13 protein-coding genes are annotated in these 19,516 nt (G+C 48.9%); all 13 read left to right on the forward strand.

The window, feature by feature from the left end; all coding sequences use genetic code 11:
• Positions 1 to 66 precede the first annotated feature (66 nt).
• Positions 67 to 2,799: an ATP-dependent zinc metalloprotease FtsH gene (gene ftsH / locus ACZLMD_RS08150; RefSeq protein ID WP_022307162.1), complete on the forward strand. Its 2,733-nt coding sequence runs from the start codon at positions 67 to 69 to the stop codon at positions 2,797 to 2,799.
• 116 nt (positions 2,800 to 2,915) lie between these two features.
• Positions 2,916 to 4,007 (forward strand): fibronectin type III domain-containing protein, encoded by a 1,092-nt coding sequence (locus ACZLMD_RS08155; protein ID WP_022307163.1) that lies wholly within the window; start codon positions 2,916 to 2,918, stop codon positions 4,005 to 4,007.
• A gap of 2 nt (positions 4,008 to 4,009) precedes the next feature.
• Positions 4,010 to 5,908 carry an excinuclease ABC subunit UvrC gene (uvrC, locus tag ACZLMD_RS08160; protein ID WP_022307164.1) on the forward strand — a complete coding sequence of 633 codons (1,899 nt, stop codon included), beginning with the start codon at positions 4,010 to 4,012 and terminating at the stop codon, positions 5,906 to 5,908.
• 3 nt (positions 5,909 to 5,911) lie between these two features.
• Positions 5,912 to 6,871 (forward strand): HPr(Ser) kinase/phosphatase, encoded by a 960-nt coding sequence (gene hprK / locus ACZLMD_RS08165; protein WP_022307165.1) that lies wholly within the window; start codon positions 5,912 to 5,914, stop codon positions 6,869 to 6,871.
• A gap of 34 nt (positions 6,872 to 6,905) precedes the next feature.
• Positions 6,906 to 8,042 carry an HD-GYP domain-containing protein gene (locus ACZLMD_RS08170; RefSeq protein WP_022307166.1) on the forward strand — a complete coding sequence of 379 codons (1,137 nt, stop codon included), beginning with the start codon at positions 6,906 to 6,908 and terminating at the stop codon, positions 8,040 to 8,042.
• Between the two features lie 12 nt (positions 8,043 to 8,054).
• On the forward strand, positions 8,055 to 8,621 hold the full coding sequence (pth, locus tag ACZLMD_RS08175; RefSeq protein WP_022307167.1) for an aminoacyl-tRNA hydrolase: 567 nt from the start codon (positions 8,055 to 8,057) through the stop codon (positions 8,619 to 8,621).
• Positions 8,622 to 8,666: 45 nt separating this feature from the next.
• Entirely contained in the window at positions 8,667 to 12,317 is a 3,651-nt protein-coding gene (gene mfd, locus ACZLMD_RS08180) for a transcription-repair coupling factor (RefSeq protein WP_022307168.1), read from the forward strand.
• A 7-nt stretch (positions 12,318 to 12,324) separates the two neighbouring features.
• Positions 12,325 to 13,080 carry a SurA N-terminal domain-containing protein gene (locus ACZLMD_RS08185; protein WP_022307169.1) on the forward strand — a complete coding sequence of 252 codons (756 nt, stop codon included), beginning with the start codon at positions 12,325 to 12,327 and terminating at the stop codon, positions 13,078 to 13,080.
• A gap of 141 nt (positions 13,081 to 13,221) precedes the next feature.
• Positions 13,222 to 13,677 (forward strand): chemotaxis protein CheX, encoded by a 456-nt coding sequence (locus ACZLMD_RS08190; protein ID WP_022307170.1) that lies wholly within the window; start codon positions 13,222 to 13,224, stop codon positions 13,675 to 13,677.
• Between the two features lie 141 nt (positions 13,678 to 13,818).
• A complete protein-coding gene (locus tag ACZLMD_RS08195) occupies positions 13,819 to 14,544 on the forward strand; it encodes a TrmH family RNA methyltransferase (protein WP_022307171.1) in 726 nt (241 codons plus the stop codon).
• A gap of 95 nt (positions 14,545 to 14,639) precedes the next feature.
• Positions 14,640 to 15,764, forward strand: coding sequence for a CobW family GTP-binding protein (locus tag ACZLMD_RS08200; RefSeq protein ID WP_022307172.1), 1,125 nt, complete (start codon positions 14,640 to 14,642; stop codon positions 15,762 to 15,764).
• A 108-nt stretch (positions 15,765 to 15,872) separates the two neighbouring features.
• The gene (locus tag ACZLMD_RS08205) at positions 15,873 to 16,862 is read left to right on the forward strand and encodes a TIGR03943 family putative permease subunit (protein ID WP_118561424.1); all 990 of its coding nucleotides are present in this window, start codon (positions 15,873 to 15,875) and stop codon (positions 16,860 to 16,862) included.
• A gap of 344 nt (positions 16,863 to 17,206) precedes the next feature.
• A complete protein-coding gene (locus ACZLMD_RS08210) occupies positions 17,207 to 19,129 on the forward strand; it encodes a ribosomal eL19 family protein (protein WP_489495525.1) in 1,923 nt (640 codons plus the stop codon).
• Positions 19,130 to 19,516 lie beyond the last annotated feature (387 nt).

Raw genomic sequence — 19,516 nt, forward strand, 5'->3', positions numbered from 1 at the left:
TATATTGATTTATGGGAACACTACATTTATAATGATGATTATGAGGTTAATTAGGAGGAAACGAAATTGGAGAATAATACAAACCGACCAAACGGCGGGGATGATGACCGCCAGAAGAAACAAAACCGCCGGGGGATCATTATCTGTCTCGCAGTGGCGATAGGAGTATTCATTGTATTTTCCATGATGAATCGTCAGGTACAGCAGATGACGAACCGGGAGATTACCTATGATAAGTTCATCCGGATGTTGGATGATGGACAGGTTAAATCGGTTACCCTGACTGCCGACCGGCTTAAGATCACGCCGAAGAGCAGCGGCAACAGCGTATATCAGGTCACTTACTATACCGGCATTATTTCCATGGACTACAGTCTTGTGGAACGTTTAAGCAACGCCGGCGTTGAGTTCAAGAAGGATCTCACGGACAACAGCTCCAGCATGCTGTATATGCTGATGTCCTATCTGTTCCCGGTGCTTCTGCTCTGGGGCGGACTGTTCCTGATCTTCCGCCTGATGTCACGTAATTCCGGTGGCATGATGGGGATTGGCAAGAGCACGGCGAAGATGTATGTACAGAAGGAGACCGGTGTGACGTTTAAGGACGTTGCCGGTCAGGAGGAAGCGATGGACTCTCTGACAGAGATGGTCGACTTCCTCAATAATCCGGGTAAGTACACGGAGATTGGTGCCAGACTCCCGAAGGGAGCACTGCTCGTAGGACCTCCGGGAACCGGTAAGACACTGCTTGCCAAGGCAGTTGCCGGCGAGGCGGGTGTGCCGTTTTTCTCCCTTTCCGGATCGGATTTTGTGGAGATGTTTGTCGGTGTGGGCGCTTCCCGTGTGCGTGATCTGTTCAAGCAGGCACAGGCGATGGCTCCGTGTATTATCTTTATTGACGAGATCGATGCGATCGGTAAGAGCCGTGACAGCCAGTATGGCGGCGGCAATGATGAGCGTGAGCAGACATTGAACCAGCTTCTTTCCGAGATGGATGGCTTTGACAGCTCCAAGGGACTTGTGATCCTCGGTGCAACCAACCGTCCGGAGGTGCTTGACAAAGCACTTCTTCGTCCGGGACGTTTTGACCGCCGTGTCATCGTCGAGAAGCCGGATCTCAAAGGTCGTGTGGATATCCTGAAGGTTCATGCCAAGGATGTGCTGATGGATGATTCTGTTGATTTCGATGAGATCGCACTTGCGACAAGCGGTGCCGTTGGTTCCGATCTTGCCAATATGATCAATGAGGCAGCGATCATGGCAGTAAAGGCAGGAAGAAAGGCGGTCTGCCAGGCAGATCTGTTTGAGGCGGTTGAGGTCGTGATCGCCGGTAAGGAGAAAAAGGACCGTATTCTCGGCAAAGAAGAGAAGAAGATCGTTGCTTATCATGAGACCGGTCATGCACTCGTCACTGCATTGATGAAGCATTCCGAGCCGGTGCAGAAGATTACGATCGTACCGAGAACCATGGGTTCCCTCGGCTATGTCATGCAGGTTCCTGAGGAAGAGAAGTATCTGATGAGCAAGGAAGAGATCCTGACACGGATCACGACATTGTTCGGCGGTCGTGCGGCAGAGCAGATCGTGTTCGATTCGATCACGACAGGAGCCTCCAATGATATTGAGCAGGCGACCAAGCTTGCAAGAGCAATGGTGACACAGTACGGTATGTCAGAGAAGTTTGGCCTGATCGGTCTGGAGTCCATCCAGAACCGTTATCTGGACGGCAGGGCAGTGCTTAACTGCGGTGATGCTACAGAGGCGGAGATCGATCAGGAGGTTATGAAGATCATCAAGGAATGTTACGCAAAGGCAGAGGAGCTGCTTCGCGGCGACAGAGAGGCACTCGACAAGCTGGCAGAGTTTTTGATCGCACATGAGACGATCACCGGCAAGGAGTTCATGAAGATCTTCCGTCAGGTAAAGGGAATCACCGATCCGGAGGGAGATCTGTACGAGGCACTGGTGCTTGACGTGGACGGTACACTGGTCGGTACGGACAAGCAGGTTTCCGAAGCAACACGCGAAGCCATCATCGAGGCACAGCAGCGTGGCAAGACTGTGGCGATCGCATCCGGCAGATCCATTTCAGGAATACGCCGGACAGCGGCGAAGATCCGCCTGGAGCAGTTCGGAGGCTATGTGATCGCATACAACGGTACGACGGTCATTAACTGTAAGACCGGCGAGTGTATTTACAACCAGACCCTTGATCATGACATGATCAAGCCGGTTTACGAGGCGGCGAAGGAACTCGGTCTTGGGATCACCGTATATCACGATGAAGAGAAGGAGCTGTTAGCCGGTAATGGTGTGGATGCCTATATTGAGGCGGATGCAAAGGCGTGTGACATCACGATTCGTGAGGTTAATGATCTTGTACGTGCGATCAACTTCCCGGTCAATAAGCTTCTGCTTTCCGGAGAGCCGGAGAAGATGAAGCAGGTCGAGAAGCATCTTTGTGAAAAGTTCGGAGACAGGCTCAATGTATTCCGGTCCGATCCGTATTATGTCGAGATCCTGCCGAAGTTCGTAGACAAAGCCGTTGCGGTCGATAAGCTGATGAAGTTCCTTGATATCAGTAAGGACAAGGTGATCTGTGTCGGTGACAGCTTCAATGATCTTCCGATGCTTCGTTACGCAGGCAAGGGTGTTGCAATGGGCAACGCACAGGAGGAAGTCAAGGAGGCGGCTGATTATGTGACAGCCTCCAACGATGAAGACGGGATTGTCGAGGTCATTCGTAAGTTCATGACGCCGCAGAAGGATGAGGACGCGGATCCCTCTGACAGCTTGTAAACCATCGATAAATATGATAAAATAACAGCCGGGACAATTCTCTTGTCCCGGCTGTTATTGATTAACTTACTAATTATTTCGTTTACAAATGCAGATAGATAGATCAGGAGATACTCATGCGTAAATTCATCAAAAGATATATTGCCGTGTTCATGGCGGCATGTGTAATACTTGGAGGCTGGAATGTTCAGGAAGGTACGGCTCAGGCGGCAACCTTCAGTGACATCAATCAGGACAGCGTATTTTTGAAGCAGCCGGGAGGCAGCAACCTTTGCACACTCGTTGCAGCAACGATGATGGTGCGCCGCGGTGCGATGATGAACGGCAATGACAACTGGGCGTCGATCTCCACAGACATGATGCGTTCGGCAGCTTGGGTTGAGGGAATCGGACTGAAGTGGAACTTTACCTGCGGAAGTGTGACCGTGGCACATGATTCCTTTTCCGGTACGGCGGCAGATCTGCAGACAAAGCTTTCCGAACATCCGGAGGGCATTGTGTTGTATAAGCAAAAGTCTGATCAGCAGCATGCAATCCTTGTGACAGACTATACCGATGGCGTGTTTTACTGTGCAGATCCATCGGGAGCAGTTGCCTCCGGCAGGATTCCGCTTTCTTCGGCGAGCATTACAATCGAGGCATCCAATTATATCTGGTATATCAGCAGCCCGACTCTCTATCTGACAGACTCCTCAGGCAACCAGATTCCGCATGTCGTCGAGACGCCAAAGCCTACTGTCACACCGAAGCCGACTGCTGCAGCCACAGCAAAGCCGACGGCGACGGCGAAAGCGACAGCTACGGCAAAGCCTAAGAAAACGACAAAGCCAAAGACAACAACCAAACCGAAGACAACGGCAAAACCGAAAAATACAGAAACTGCGAAGCCGTCTGCCACAGAAAAGGCAGAAAAGGTGAAAGCACCCGGAAAGGTCAAGGATGTTGTTGTTAAGAATAATAAGAAAAAGACATTAACCATTACCTGGAAGAAGACGTCAGGAGCTAAGGGCTATCAGCTTCGTTTTGCAACAACGAAGAAGATTCCGGGGGGCGCTGCATCGGTGACACTCGCCGGGCGCAGAGCAGCACTGACCGATCTTTCCAAAGGCAGTGTCTTTTATGTGAAAGTGCGTGCATATAAACTAAACGGCAAAAAGAAAGTGTACGGTTCATATAGTGCCGTCAAAAAGGGAAAGGTCAAGAAGTAAAAGTGTTTAATATTGAGGAGGAGCTGAAAAAGCTGCCCGGAAAGCCCGGCGTATATCTGATGCATGACGCGAAGGATGCTATTATATATGTAGGAAAGGCAATCAGTCTGAAGAACAGAGTACGGCAGTATTTTCAGCCAAGCAGAAATGTTTCACCAAAGATTGAGAAAATGATCTCGCAGATCGATCATTTTGAATATATCATTACTGATTCCGAGGTGGAGGCACTGGTGTTGGAGAGTAATCTGATCAAAGAACACCGTCCCAAATATAACACCATGCTCAAGGATGACAAGAGTTATCCGTTTATCAAGGCGACTGTGGGAGAGACATACCCGCGCCTGATCTATTCCAGACAGGAGAAAAGGGATAAGTCAAAGTATTTTGGACCATACACAAGCGCAGGCTCCGCCAGAGACACGCTCGAGCTTCTGCGCAAGATTTACCATATCCGGAGCTGCAGACGTGTCCTGCCGAGGGATACCGGCAAGGAACGTCCGTGCTTAAATTACCATATCGGACAGTGTGATGCACCATGTCAGGGATATATTTCCCCGGAGGATTACAGAGAGCATTTCAAGGAAGCACTGAAGATCCTGGAGGGAGATTATTCCGGTGTGCTTTCGTATCTTCAGGACAAGATGACGGCGGCAGCCGAGGCGATGCAGTTTGAGGAAGCTGCACAGTACCGTGACCTGATCGAGAGCGTCCGCAAGTCCTCCGTCCACCAGAAGATCACTGATTTTGATGGGCTGGACAGGGATATCATTGCGCTTGCCAAGGATCAGAGCGAGGCAGTCGTGCAGGTCTTTTTTATCCGGGAGGGCAGGATGATCGGCAGGGATCATTTCCATCTGAACGGTGTGGACGGTTCCAACAGACAGGAGATCCTACAGGCATTTATCAAGCAGTTTTATGCGGGGACACCTTTTATTCCCAAGGAACTCATGTTAGAATATGAGATAGAGGATGAGGAAGTGATTGCACGCTGGCTCAGCGAGAGGCGCGGTGATAAGGTTCGTATCATTGTTCCCAAAAAGGGACAGAAGGAACGGCTTGTCGAGCTGGCGCATAAGAACGCGATGATGGTTCTGGAGCAGGATGCACAGAAGATCCGCCGTGCGGAGGAGCGTACGACGGGAGCAATGCAGGAGATCTGTTCGTGGATCGGTCTCACCGATGTTCACCGTGTGGAATCCTATGATATTTCCAATATCAGCGGTTTTCAGTCGGTCGGATCCATGGTTGTTTTCGAGGATGGATCGCCGAGAAGGAGCGATTACCGCAAGTTCCGTATTAAGACCGTGCATGGATCCGACGATTATGCCAGCATGCGGGAGGTGCTGACCAGACGCTTTCAGCATGGACTGGACGAGGAGAAGAAGCTGGCGGACGAAGGGCTTTCCGGCGAGGAAGGCAGCTTTACGCGATACCCGGATCTGATCATGATGGATGGTGGTAAGGGACAGGTTCATATTGCCGAGGAGGTTCTTGATAAGCTGCAACTATCCATTCCGGTATGCGGTATGGTCAAGGATGACAGGCACCGGACCCGTGGTATTTACTTTCATGGGGAGGAGCTGCCGATCAATACCGGCAGCGAGGGCTTTCATCTGATGACCAGGATTCAGGATGAGGTTCACCGGTTTGCGATCGAGTATCACCGTTCCCTGCGCAGCAAGGTACAGGTCAAGTCGATCCTGGATGACATTCCGGGGATCGGAGAGAAGCGCCGCCGCGCACTGATGAAGAGATTTGGCTCCATAGAAGCAGTACGGAGCGCAGATATAGAGGAGTTAGCACAAACAGAAACAATGAACATGGGGGCAGCCACGAAGGTCTATGAGTTCTTTCATTCCACAGAGAACCGTCCGGAAGGCAGCTTGCAAGAAGGAGAATAGCATATGGCAGAGACTTACAGCGTATCACTGGAAAAGCTCATTGAGCAGATGGAACTGGAAAATGTCACATCCGATGTGGATGTATCGCGCATCGACATCGTACAGACCGATGTAAACCGTCCGGCACTGCAGTTAGCAGGCTTCTTTGATTATTTTGACTCCGGAAGGATTCAGATCATCGGTCATGTCGAGCATACCTACATGGAGCAGAAGGGATTGGATTACACACTGGAGATGATGGAGATCATCATGGCGGGCAGCGAGCGTCACACAAAGCCGCCGTGCATCGTGTTTTGCCGTAATCTTCATATTGACGAGAAGCTGGTTCAGCTTGCCAGCAAATATCAGGTGCCTATTCTGCGCACCCCGAAGGAGACCAACGCATTTATGGCAGAGGTCATCCGCTGGCTGAATGTCGAACTGGCACCGCGCTGCAGCGTGCATGGCGTACTTCTCGATCTTTTCGGAGAGGGTGTACTGATCATGGGCGAGAGCGGCATCGGTAAGTCCGAGGTTGCGCTGGAGTTGATCCACAGAGGTCATCGTCTTGTATCTGATGATGTCGTAGAGATTAAGAAAGTAAGTGATGCTTCCCTGATCGGAAGCGCACCGGACATCACCCGTCATTTCATCGAGCTGCGCGGTATCGGTATCATCGATGCGAAGACATTATTTGGTGTAGAGAGTGTAAAGAACGAGCAGGAGATCAATCTTGTCATCAAGCTCGAGGAATATAATAAGAATCAGGAATATGACCGTCTCGGTCTGGAGGAGCAGTACATTGAGTTCCTTGGCAACAAGGTCGTATGCCATTCTATTCCGATCCGCCCGGGTCGTAACTGCGCGATCATCTGTGAGTCTGCGGCAGTCAACTACCGTCAGAAGAAAATGGGCTACAATGCGGCACTCGAGCTTTACAACCGTGTCACCAACAACATTGCAGAGAAGTCCCAGAAGAAATAAGTACAGACTGGGGATTTTAAATGGAGGGGTATTTATGAAATTTGTCAAATCAGATGATTTAAAACTGGGAATGCGTCTGGCAAAGCCAATCTACAACAGAGACGGTGTTATGCTGTATGAGCGCAATTCCAAGCTGACCAGACAGGGTATCGTCAGTATCCAGAATTTCGGATTAATCGGGGTGTACATTCTGGAGCCGGCAGAGCCTGTTCCGCCAATGTCACCGGACGACATCGAATTTGAACGCTTTCAGGCAATGGCGATCTTCACGATTCGTGAGATTCTCGATGCCGTCACAAAGCAGCAGGAAGCAAAGGGCATGTATCAGTTTGCCAACCAGATCATCCGCCGCTACGGAAGCCTGAACCATAAGATCAGCTTTGTACAGAATCTGCGGAGCAATGAGGACTATGTATATAAGCATTCCCTCAACACAGCCATTTTGTGTGCGCTGATCTCACACCGGATGGATATGGAGTTTAAGCAGCAGCTCGATATTGTTGTCGCTGCACTCCTGCATGATGTGGGAAGCCTGATGATCCCGGCGCATATCTACCGCAAGCGGAAGAATGAGATCACGCCGGAGGACGAGAAGAAGATCCGCACCTATCACTATGCGGCGATCCAGCTGATCGACAACGATTACGATTTGGATCCGGAGATCAAGCGCTGTGTCAGGGGTGTGATCAATGATCTGCATGATACCGGCAATGACGATGCGACTGCACATCATTCGCTCAATATAGACATATTAAAGACGGCGTATGCATACGATTCCATGACGGCAATGAACTTTGAGGAAGAGCCGACATCCGAGATCGAAGCGGTACGCACACTGCTGAACCCGGATAATGGCTACGATCAGGAGGTCGTTGCCGCACTGATCGAGAGTATCAATATTCTGCAGCCGGGAGTCTGCGTGGAGCTGTCCAATGGGGATAAGGGACTTGTCGTTGCCGGCAATGACAGTGATGTGCTTGCACCGGTGATCCTTTCCTTCCGGGACAATGTTCTGTACAATATGGCAGATCACTATGTGGCACAGCAGATTCAGATCCGGGATATCATGAAGACCATGGACAACCGTTATGTCATCGACAACGATCTGCTGATCAGTTATCACGGCAAACCGGTTCACATGGGGGAGAAACTGACACACAAGAATTTTTAAAGGACAAAGAACATGTATATTATAGTAGGATTAGGAAATCCCGAGCGCCGCTATGACGGAACCCGCCACAACATCGGGTTTTCTGCGGTGACGGCACTTGCCGATATCTACGGGATTTCCATGGACATGAAAAAGCACCGTGCGGTGTGCGGCAAGGGCGTGATCGATGGACAGAAGGTCATCCTTGCCATGCCGCAGACATATATGAACTTAAGCGGAGAGAGCGTTCGGGAACTGGTCGATTATTATAAGATCGATCCTGAGGAGGAGCTGATCGTCATTTATGATGACATCAATCTGGCACCCGGTAAGCTGCGGATTCGTCCAAAGGGAAGCGCAGGTGGTCACAATGGAATCAAAAACATCATTGCTCATCTGGGAACACAGGTATTTCCGCGTATCCGCATCGGCGTCGGTGAGAAGCCGAAGGGCTGGGATCTGGCAGATTATGTGCTGGGACGTTTCTCCAAGGAGGAAGAGCCGGTTGTCAGAGAGGCTCTGGAGAAGGCGGCGAAGGCATGCAGTGAGATCATTACGGAGGATGTCACTTCTGCCATGAACAAATATAACAACAAGTAATCATCCGTAGATTAACAACGGAACAGAACGAGAGGACAATCATCAATGGAAACCCTATGGAAACCTCTGGAGGAGTTAAACGCCTACGGCGGAGCCAGAGAATGCATTGAGCGCGGCAGGATGCCGGTACAGATATCCGGCTGCATCGATGGTCAGAAGAGCCATCTCATCAGCGGTCTGGCACAGTCCAAAAAGTGGACGGTGATCGTAGCTGCCAACGAGAGAAAGGCGAGAGAACTTCTGGCAGATTATCGGATGTACGACAAGGAAGCCGTGTTCTATCCGGCAAAGGACGTCATCTTCTACAGCGCCGATGTACACGGCAATGCAGTGGAGACCGAACGACTAAAGACAATCAAATCACTATTCGATCAAGAGGGCGGCACAGTGATCACCACCATGACGGCGGGGATGGAATATGTGCAGTCCTTATCTGTCTATAAGAAGTCCTGCAGGCGTCTGGAAGAAGGGGGACAGGTTGATCTCGAGGAACTCACCCGCAGCTTGGCGGATATGGGCTATGAGAGACAGGGGCAGGTTGACGGTCCCGGCGAATATTCCATTCGCGGCGGCATTCTGGATATCTATCCGCCGACCGGGGAATGTCCGTACCGTATTGAACTCTGGGGAGACGAGATCGACACGATTCGTTCCTTTGATGTGGAAAGCCAGCGCTCCATTGAGCGCGTATCAGAGCTTGTGATCTTTCCGGCGATGGAGATCATTCTGACGCAGGAACAGATGAGGCAGGGATTTGCAAAGATTGCCAAAGAACAGAAGAAGCTGCAGGAGAAGTTTAAGAAGGCAAAGAACTTCGAAGCCTTCAATCGTCTGGCCGACACGATGAAGGAATGGCGGGAGCGTGTAGAATATACCCGCAGCGGCACCGGTCTGGAAAGTTTTTTATTATACTTTGATTCAGAGGCAGGCTCCTTCTTTAATTTCTTTGATCCGGCGGAGACGTTATTTGTTGTGGATGAGCCGGTGCGATGCCGTGAGGCGATGGAGGCGGTCGAGGCAGAGTTTAGGGAAAGCATGGAAAGCCGTCTGGAAAAGGGACTTTTGCTGCCGGGACAGATGGAGGTTTTATACAGTGCCGAGGCAGTCAGCACGATGCTCAGCCGGAAAAGCACGTTGTATCTGACAATGCTGGACGGACTCCCGAAGGATCTTACCGTACGGGAAAACTATCATCTGCAGTGTCAGGCGATTGCTTCTTACAATAAGCATTTTGAATTGCTGGTCGAGGATATGAAGAAGTGGAGGCAGCAGGGCTATCGTATTCTGATGCTCTGCGGTTCGAGAACAAGAGCAAAACGTCTTGCCAGTGATTTTGGGGAGTACGATCTGCCGGCGTTTTACAGGGAGACGCTCGACAAGCCGCTGCAGCCGGGCGAGATCATGGTAAGCTACGGCAGGCTGTCGAAAGGCTTTTCCTATACACAGCTTCGCTTTGTGGTTGTGACGGAGAGCGATATCTTTGGCGCTAAAAACAGAACGACAAAGAAACGACAAAAGCAGTACAATGGAAAGGTCATTCAGAGCTTTAACGAGCTCAATGTCGGGGATTATGTCATCCATGAGAACCACGGACTCGGCATTTACCGCGGCATCGAGAAGATCAAGGTAGATAATGTTGCAAAGGACTTTGTAAAGATCGAGTACGGCGACGGAGGCAATCTTTATGTGCCGGCTTCATCACTGGATGTTCTTCAGAAATACGCCAGTCAGGATGCCGCCAGAAAGCCAAAGCTTAACAAGTTAAATACCGTCGAATGGAAAAAGACAAAGACGCGAGTCCGCGGAGCCGTAAAGGAGATCGCCAGAGAACTCGTCGAGCTTTATGCGAAGCGGCAGGAGCAGCCCGGTTACCGGTTCAGTCCGGACACTGTCTGGCAGACCGAGTTCGAGGAGATGTTTCCGTATGAGGAGACGGCGGATCAGCTCGATGCGATCGCTGCCACCAAGCGCGATATGGAGAGTGGCAAGGTTATGGATCGCCTGATCTGTGGCGATGTCGGTTACGGTAAGACGGAGGTTGCGATCCGTGCTGCCTTCAAAGCAGTCAACGACAACAAGCAGGTAGCCTTCCTGGTGCCGACCACGATCCTGGCACAGCAGCATTACAATACGATCAGGGAGCGTCTCGGTGATTATCCGATCAATGTGGAAATGATGTCGCGTTTCCGCACACCGAGCCAGCAGAAAAAGACGATCGAGAAGCTCAAACGCGGCGAGGTGGACATTGTGATCGGTACGCACCGCCTGCTGTCCAAGGATGTGGCATTTAAAGATTTAGGCCTTTTGATCGTGGACGAGGAACAGCGCTTCGGCGTCACCCACAAAGAGAAGATCAAGCAGATGAAGGGCGATGTGGATGTCCTCACACTCTCTGCAACACCAATCCCGCGGACACTTCATATGAGTCTCGTCGGGATCCGTGATATGAGCGTACTTGAGGAACCGCCGGTAGACCGGCTTCCGATCCAGACCTTCGTTATGGAGCACAGCAGCGAGACCATCCGCGAGGCGATCAACCGTGAGCTTGTGCGAGGCGGTCAGGTGTATTATGTTTATAACCGTGTACACAACATTGACGAGGTCGCATCGGAGATCTCCGGGCTTGTGCCGGATGCCAACGTGGCATTTGCGCACGGTCAGATGAGCGAACGCGAGCTGGAGCGGATCATGATGGGCTTTATCGAGGGCGAGATCGATGTGCTGATCGCCACCACCATCATTGAGACGGGACTTGATATTTCCAATGTAAATACGATCATCATAGATAATGCCGATCAGATGGGACTTTCCCAGCTCTATCAGCTTCGCGGCCGCGTCGGACGTTCCAACCGGACCGCATATGCCTTCTTAATGTACAAGAAGGACAAGATCCTGCGGGAGGTTGCAGAGAAGCGTCTGGCAGCGATCCGGGAATACACGGATCTTGGCTCCGGCATCAAGGTAGCGATGCGCGATCTCGAGATCCGCGGTGCCGGCAATCTGCTCGGTGCGGCGCAGTCCGGTCATATGGAGGCGGTCGGTTATGAGCTTTATTGTAAAATGCTCAGCGAAGCTGTTCGTACCATGAAGGGAGAGCAGCCGGAAAAGGAAGATTTAGACACAAATATCGATCTGCAGGTTGACGCATTCATTCCGGCATCGTATATTAAGAGTGAATATCAGAAGTTAGATATGTATAAGCGCATCGCTGCTCTGGAGAATGAGGGTGAACGCTCCGACATGGAAGACGAACTGATCGACCGGTTTGGAGACATTCCACATGCGGCGCAGAATCTGCTGCGGATTGCCGTGCTCAAAGCGGCAGCCCATCGCAGCGGAATCTTGCAGATCGCACAGAAGCCGGATGGGATCCGGTTTTATATGCAGCCGGATGCCGTGCTTGACGTGGCAAAGATACCGGCAATGATCGAAGCCTTCGAGGGAAAGCTTCGTTATATCTCCGGGAATGACGCCCATTTCCTGTACCTTCAGAAAGCGCTGGAGACAGGGAAAAGTACGGCGGCAGTGACCGGTCGTACTGCGGCGAAGGAGAAACGTTTACAGGCAGAGAGAATCTTTGCGGCAGCAGAAAGTGTAGTGGAAGCAATCGCCGGAGTCGGCGGTGGCGAAAGGGAAACGAAAGGAACAGGCTTTGCCGCGGCAGAGCCGGCAGACGCATCAAATGCGAAGAAATGAGGGTAATATGATACAGAGAAAACAATGGATGTCAATCCTGTGCATCGCCATGGCAGTGATGGTATTATTCACCGGCTGCGGCAAAAAGAAAACATCAAAGCTGGAGAAGGGCGATATTTCTTCCGGCACCGTTGTCATGATGGTCGGGGATTATCAGGTACGCTACAGTGAAGTCATGGCATACTGCTACTTCCTGAAGTGTCAGTATGAGGACAGCTTCGGCAAGGAGCTCTGGAACTACAAGCTCAGTGAAAATGAAACAATCGGAGATCAGGCAAAGCAGGAGATCGTCAATATGATCACGCAGCTTAAGGTCATTTCCGGCGTGGCACAGGAGCAGGAGGTCAGCCTGTCTGCAGACGAGCAGGACGAGGCGCTTCGCCAGGCGGAAAGCCTTGTGCAGAATGCGACGGCAGCTGACAAGAAGACATATTCCCTTTCCGTACAGAAGATCAGCGAGATCTATCAGGAGAACTTTCTTGCCGAGAAGATGTTTTATGTGGCGACCGATGATGCGGACACCAACGTATCCGATGAGGAGGCACGGCAGGCAATCCTTGATGAGAAAGCAAAGACGGCGTCCGGTGCGGCAATTGGTACAGAGGAGGATGAGACTGCGATCACGCAGGATATGATCAGTCAACAGAAAGAGGTCATCATTCAGCAGCGTCAGTCAGACATGTTTGTTAAGAAATATAACCAGTGGCTGCAGGACAAGAAGGTTGATATCAATCAGAGTTTCTGGAATGATTTTTCCCTCTAGGAGAATGTCATTCCGGATCGTTTTGAAGGTGCAGCGTGCGGAGAAATTGTCTGCGGGAAAGGCTGTTTACAGCCGGGAGCAGATTTGTTATACTGAAAGTTAGGACAAAGAAAGCATAGGGACGAAAGAGAGGAATGTCAAATGGTGAAAGCAGAGCATGTTAATCCATTTATCTTATCCGTATGTAAGGTGGTCAAGGATGTGTGTATGATGGATCTGACCATCGGTAAGCCGGACGTGAAGAAGGAGGAGTATCCGGAGGATGCCTCTATCATTGAGCTTGGACTGGTCGGAGCACTGCAGGGCAAGGTGATCCTGAATATGGAGCATCCTACGGCATTGGAAATCATATCCAAAATGATGATGCAGCCGGTTGACACGATCGATGAGATCGGTCAGAGCGCGATCTCCGAGCTTGGTAATATGATCGCAGGCAACGCAGCGACCGTATTTGCCAGCAACAACATTCTGATCGACATCACGCCGCCGGATTATTATGAGGGAGGCCGGTATCAGGGCGAGGGGTGCCAGATGTTAAGCATTCCGTTCCGTTCGGATGCGGGAGCCATCTCGGTGGACATTTTTATAGCAGAATAACAGAACTGTCTGCGTACAGATCTGACACAGCATGTCAGTATTGCCGCGGCAGGATGATACAGGGATACAGCCGGCAGCAGATGCATGTCGGTTTTCTTCCGTTTCATAAGAGATAATAACAGATAAGAAAAGAGGATAAACATGGCAGGATTTAAACGATACCGCAAGGACGATCCGGTTTCGTATTCCCTCGGGATTACGTTGACTTTTGAACTCCTTCGTTACAAGACAGAATATGTCAATAAGGTCTACGTCCACTCTGCAATGAAGGAGGGAGAAACCTACGACAAGCTTCGCCGGATATGCGGGGAGGCAGGCATCCCGATCCAGCAGACGGACAAGATCTTTCATGTTCTTTCCCAGAAAGAAAACTGCTATGTGATCGGAGAGTTTCGCAAGTTTGAGGATGTGCTTGATCCCAGGGCATCCCACATTGTACTTGTCAATCCGTCCAATGCGGGCAACATGGGAACGATCATGCGAAGTGCACTTGGTTTTGAACTTAATCAGATGGCGATCATCCGCCCGGCAGTTGATGCGTTTGATCCGAAGGTGGTCCGCGCATCCATGGGAGCGATCTTCTCCACACAATTTCAGTATTTCGACAGCTTCGACGAATATCTGGAGCAGTTCGGGGAGAGAGAATTATATCCGTTTATGCTGCAGGCAAAGATCACTTTGCCGGAGATTAGTCCATCCGGAACATACTCGTTGATCTTTGGCAACGAGGCAACAGGACTTCCGAGAAAATTTCTCGATATCGGAACCTCTGTGATCATTCCGCATTCCGACCGGATCGACAGTCTCAATCTGCCAATTGCTGCAAGTATCGCCATGTATGCGGCACACAGTGCAGCCCGCCGGTAGGTGTTGACAACAAATGTATAATATATTATAGAAGAAAAGCAGTCCGGCATTTGCACAGTGAAGTGCCGATTCAATAAAAGAAATGGAGGATTATCATGGCAAAGATAGACATTATTTCAGGATTTTTAGGAGCAGGAAAGACCACACTGATCAAGAAGCTGATCGCGGAAGCATTTCCGGGCGAGAAGCTGGTACTCATAGAGAATGAATTTGGAGAGATCGGAATCGACGGCGGTTTCTTAAAGGAAGCCGGCATCCAGATCACCGAGATGAACTCTGGATGTATTTGCTGTTCTCTGGTAGGAGACTTCGGCGCCGCCTTAAAGGAAGTGCTTGAGAAGTATTCTCCGGATCGTGTTATCATTGAGCCGTCCGGTGTTGGTAAGCTTTCCGATGTCATCAAGGCAGTACAGAATATCGGTGATGGTGTAGTGATCAACAGCACCGCAGTCGTTGTTGATGCACAGAAATGCAAAATGTATATGAAGAATTACGGGGAGTTTTATAACAACCAGATCGAATATGCCGGCACAGTTATCTTAAGTCGTACCCAGAAGGTATCCGATGACAAACTTGACACCTGTGTCAAGATGATCCGCGAGAAGAACGATGAGGCATCCATCATCACAACACCATGGGATGATATTAATGGCAAGAATATTCTTGAGGCAATGGAGAAGGTAAACTCTCTCGAGAAGGAGCTTATGGAGGAGCATGAGCACCATCATCATGACGGAGAATGCTGCTGTGGACACCATCATGACCACGACGAACATCATCATGATCATGACGGAGAATGTGGCTGTGGACACCATCACGATCACGAGGAACATGAACATCACCATGACCATGACGGAGAATGTGGCTGCGGTCATCACCATGACCATCACGATGGCGAGTGTGGCTGCGGACATCATCACGACCATGAGGGCCATCATCATGCAGACGATGTGTTTACAAGCTGGGGCGTAGAAACAGCGCATAAGTTTACAGAGGACGAGCTGAAAGAGATCCTTGACAAGCTTGCAAAGGGCGGCGAGTACGGAGAAGTGCTTCGTGCCAAGGGTATCGTTACTCCTGCAGAGGGCGAGTGGTTCCACTTTGACCTGGTACCGGAGGAGACAGAGCTTCGCCGCGGCGCGGCTGATTATACCGGACGTATCTGTGTGATCGGTGCAAACCTGAACGAAGACAAGCTTAAAGAACTCTTCCACGTATAAAAGCTGCTTGACTAAGAAGAATAGAACGATGCAGATGCCGCAGAGCAGCACGATATGTGAAGCGTGAAAGATACACAGTGCATTTCATTGCGGCAGGTCATCTGCGGAATGGAGATTAATATGTTTGGAAAACAGAAACAGGAGATGATGGTATATGTCATCATGGGCTTTCTGGAGGCAGGAAAGACAAGCCTGATCAGAGACCTTCTGGTGGACGAGCTGTTTGATGACAAATCAAAAACACTGATCCTTGTATGTGAGGAAGGCGAGGAGGAATATCCGCAGGCATTGTTGGATCAGACACATGCGGCTTGTGAATACATTGAGGACGAAGAATCTTTCAATGGCAAAGTGATCGAGAAGTTCCTTAAAAAGCACCGCCCGGACCGCATCATTATCGAGTACAACGGAATGTGGCCGACCGTGCATATTCCGGAAATGTATGATTCTCTGGAGGAAATCTGCTTTGACAGAGAAGTATATTTCCAGACCATCGATGTGGTAAATGACGAAACATTCTTATTATATACCCGAAATATGCCGTCCATGATGGTAGAGCATTATAAGGTGTCCGAGATGGTCATCGTTAACCGCTGTACCGTGGAGAATACCAACAAGAATGCGATCCGCGGAAGCGTCAAGGCAGTCAATCCGCGAGCACAGATCGTGTATGAGTCAGAGGACGATGCCTTCTATGAGATGAAGGACGAGATGCCGTTCGATGTCAATGCGGACGTGATCGACATCAAAGAGGATGACTTCGGTCTCTGGTATGTCGATATGATCGATCATCAGTCCATATATGATGGCAAGACACTGCATCTGACCGGACGGATACAGAAGGCAAAAGGACTGGAAGCAGGTTATGTAATATTTGGACGCCATGCAATGACCTGCTGTGCCGATGATGTGCAGTTTATTGGTTTCCTTTGTAAAGCAGATGACTGGTCCGGTTTTGCTAATGGCAGCTATGTCACGATCACGGCAAGACTCGAATTTAAGTTCCGCAAAGAGTACGGAGAAGAGGGACCTGTATTCTATGCCGAAGAGGTTACAGCCGCTCAGAAACCGAAAGAAGAACTTGTATATTTCAATTAGAATAGTCATTTATTGCGCTGTGTTCGCCTGCAGGATGGACGCAGCGCTTTTTAGTAAATTTTTCTTGTGCAAAATATCCTATAAAAATAAAGGAAATAAAATAAAATTATGGAAAAAGTACAAAATATTTCAAAAATGTGGCGTTATTGGACATAAAATACAAAAATGACCGATTCGGATTGGTAAATTTGTATATATCTTATTTGTTGAAAAGTTGATATTATATTATGCGTAATGGAAGTGGTATAGCTGTCGGCAGTTGCGGATGCCGAAGGTTATGTTCACTTCTTAAAAATCAAACATACCCAAAACGATATTGGGGGAAATTTTAAGGAGGAAAAGAAATGAAGTTAACAAAAGGAATGAAGAAAGCTCTTTCCTTGCTTCTGTCTGCTGCTATGGTAGTGACAGGAGTAAACGTAACTACAAACGCAGCAAATGCTGCAGACGAAGTTCCATCATTCACATGGACAAATACCAACACAAATAGCTGGGACAATGAATCAGTTGATGTTAAATTGGTAAATGGTGATGGTGAGTACACAGCAGAGTTTAAGACAGCTAAGGATGCTACAGGTCTTAGAAATCTGGGATATGTAGAGACAAATGCTGATTCTACACTTAAGATTACTGTTAAATCTGTAATCGTTAATGGTACTGAGTTCGAGACAAACAAAGTCATTGAAATTACATCTGATACCAAGAATGGTATGGCTAACATCTGGGATGGTAAGTCTCCAAAAAATGTTCTGTATACAAATGGTGACAAGGATCTCTATTGCAGCGCAGATGAGATTTCTTACCGTGAGAACGGAGAGGCTAAGAAGATTGAGACTCTTTCATATGTATTTGATGTAACTAACACTGGTTACACACCTGTAGAGTCTACAGAGCCATCTAAGAATCCGGCTACAGAGACACCGGCTGTAACAGAACCTGCTAAGGTTACAACAACACCGGCTGTAACAGCAGAGCCAACTGTAGAGCCGACAGAAGCACCTACAGATCCTCCTGCAAAGCCTGCACCGGCTGATCTTGATAAGGGTCATCAGGCATACCTGATGTTCACAGATGATAACTATGGTTGGGGTTGCTGGAATGAGAACAAGGGTGAAGATGCCGTTGTAACCGGAAACGGTACATACACAGTATCTATCAATAAGTCTGATTTCAAGTCTACCGATGTAGCAAACGCTGCTAAGGGTGCTAAGGTATTCTGCGTAGATATTCTTGGACTTTGCACATCTGATAAGATGGATGCATCTAAGGCTGCTATCTCCAACGTAATCATCAAGTGTGATGGTAAGGAGTTCAAGGCTGACGAGTCTAAGATGTACGAAGGTCTTATTGAGAAGGATACAGGAAACTATCGTCTCGAGATCCGCAATGAGTGGGGATGGGGCAATGGCGACTTTGCTACAAAGGATGAGTTCGATCCTAACAGCGAGTTCGGCTTCGAGGAGTCTCTTTCTGTAACATTTACTGTAACTGGTATCCAGGAAGGTAAGACACCTGAGAAGGCATTTTTGACAACAGATGCAGAGGGCAATGAAGTATCTGTAGTATCTGCAGTAGGCGTTAGAGCAGCTGAGGCAGCTAAGATCACTCCGGCTCCTAAGGCTACAGCTACAGCTCCTGTTGCTAAGACAGCAACACCAGCAGGCGTTAAGACAGCTACACCAGCAGCTGTTTCTACAAAGTCTGTACTTGGTACAAGCAAGCTTACAACAGCTAAGAAGATGGTAGTAGTAGCTCCTGGCAAGTCTGTAAAGGTTGGATTCAAGGCTACAGCAGCTAAGAATACATCCGGTGCAGCAATCGTTAAGGCTACAACAGCTTCTAAGAAGGTTGCAACTGTAAAGGTTAAAGGTAAGAAGGTAACAATCAAGGTTCCTAAGAAGGCTGTAAAGGGTGCTTCTACAACAGTTACTCTGAAGTCTACAAAGGCAAATGGTAAGGCTATCTCTGCTAAGATCAAGGTTTATGTCCGCAACTCAGCCAAGAAGGTTAAAGCAGCTAAGAAGGCTATCACCGTTAAGAAGGGTAAGACAGCTAAGTTAGTTATCAAGGCATCTAAGGTTCAGAATAAGAAGAAAGCTTTCGTTGATACAATCACCGTTAAGGGCAAAGTTCTTAAGCTGACAAACGTTAAGTATGCTAAGGGTAAAGCAACTCTTACTCTGAAGGGTGCAAAGAAGGCTAAGAAGAAAGCCGTTACTATTAAGGTTGGTAGCAAGAAGGTTAAAGTTAAAGCTACTGTAAAATAATAGTTCACTTCTATTACAAATAAAAGAGCTTTCAAAAGGAAAGGGGATGCCCGTCGGGTGTCCTCTTTTTCTGTTCTGTAAACTGTACCGGATCCCTCTTAATGCTGTCGGATTACTGACTAAGACTTCCCATACCTCAAATTGATGTATGCCCATAATATTTCATATGTCTGGTTATTTAGAAATCATATTTTGTCTGCCAATATATCAAAAATCCGTGAGCTATGACTAAAAATTGTCTTGTCACTTACGGATTTCGAAAACTCTAATTGCTTTGCTGCTTTGATCATCGATATATTTATCAAAGCATTGCAAAGCAAAGATTTTTCGGAAATCCTACTGATCTGCGTCAATTTTTTAGTCATAGTTCACGAATTAACTGATTTC

The organism is Jutongia sp. (assembly GCF_057878315.1).

Excerpts from the sequence above, each read along its gene's own strand:
- ACZLMD_RS08155 (WP_022307163.1), top strand. The coding sequence starts at position 2,916 with ATGCGTAAATTCATCAAAAGATATATTGCCGTGTTCATGGCGGCATGT.
- hprK (WP_022307165.1), top strand. The coding sequence starts at position 5,912 with ATGGCAGAGACTTACAGCGTATCACTGGAAAAGCTCATTGAGCAGATG.
- ACZLMD_RS08170 (WP_022307166.1), top strand. The coding sequence starts at position 6,906 with ATGAAATTTGTCAAATCAGATGATTTAAAACTGGGAATGCGTCTGGCA.
- pth (WP_022307167.1), top strand. The coding sequence starts at position 8,055 with ATGTATATTATAGTAGGATTAGGAAATCCCGAGCGCCGCTATGACGGA.
- mfd (WP_022307168.1), top strand. The coding sequence starts at position 8,667 with ATGGAAACCCTATGGAAACCTCTGGAGGAGTTAAACGCCTACGGCGGA.
- ACZLMD_RS08185 (WP_022307169.1), top strand. The coding sequence starts at position 12,325 with ATGATACAGAGAAAACAATGGATGTCAATCCTGTGCATCGCCATGGCA.
- ACZLMD_RS08190 (WP_022307170.1), top strand. The coding sequence starts at position 13,222 with ATGGTGAAAGCAGAGCATGTTAATCCATTTATCTTATCCGTATGTAAG.
- ACZLMD_RS08195 (WP_022307171.1), top strand. The coding sequence starts at position 13,819 with ATGGCAGGATTTAAACGATACCGCAAGGACGATCCGGTTTCGTATTCC.
- ACZLMD_RS08200 (WP_022307172.1), top strand. The coding sequence starts at position 14,640 with ATGGCAAAGATAGACATTATTTCAGGATTTTTAGGAGCAGGAAAGACC.
- ACZLMD_RS08205 (WP_118561424.1), top strand. The coding sequence starts at position 15,873 with ATGGAGATTAATATGTTTGGAAAACAGAAACAGGAGATGATGGTATAT.
- ACZLMD_RS08210 (WP_489495525.1), top strand. The coding sequence starts at position 17,207 with ATGAAGTTAACAAAAGGAATGAAGAAAGCTCTTTCCTTGCTTCTGTCT.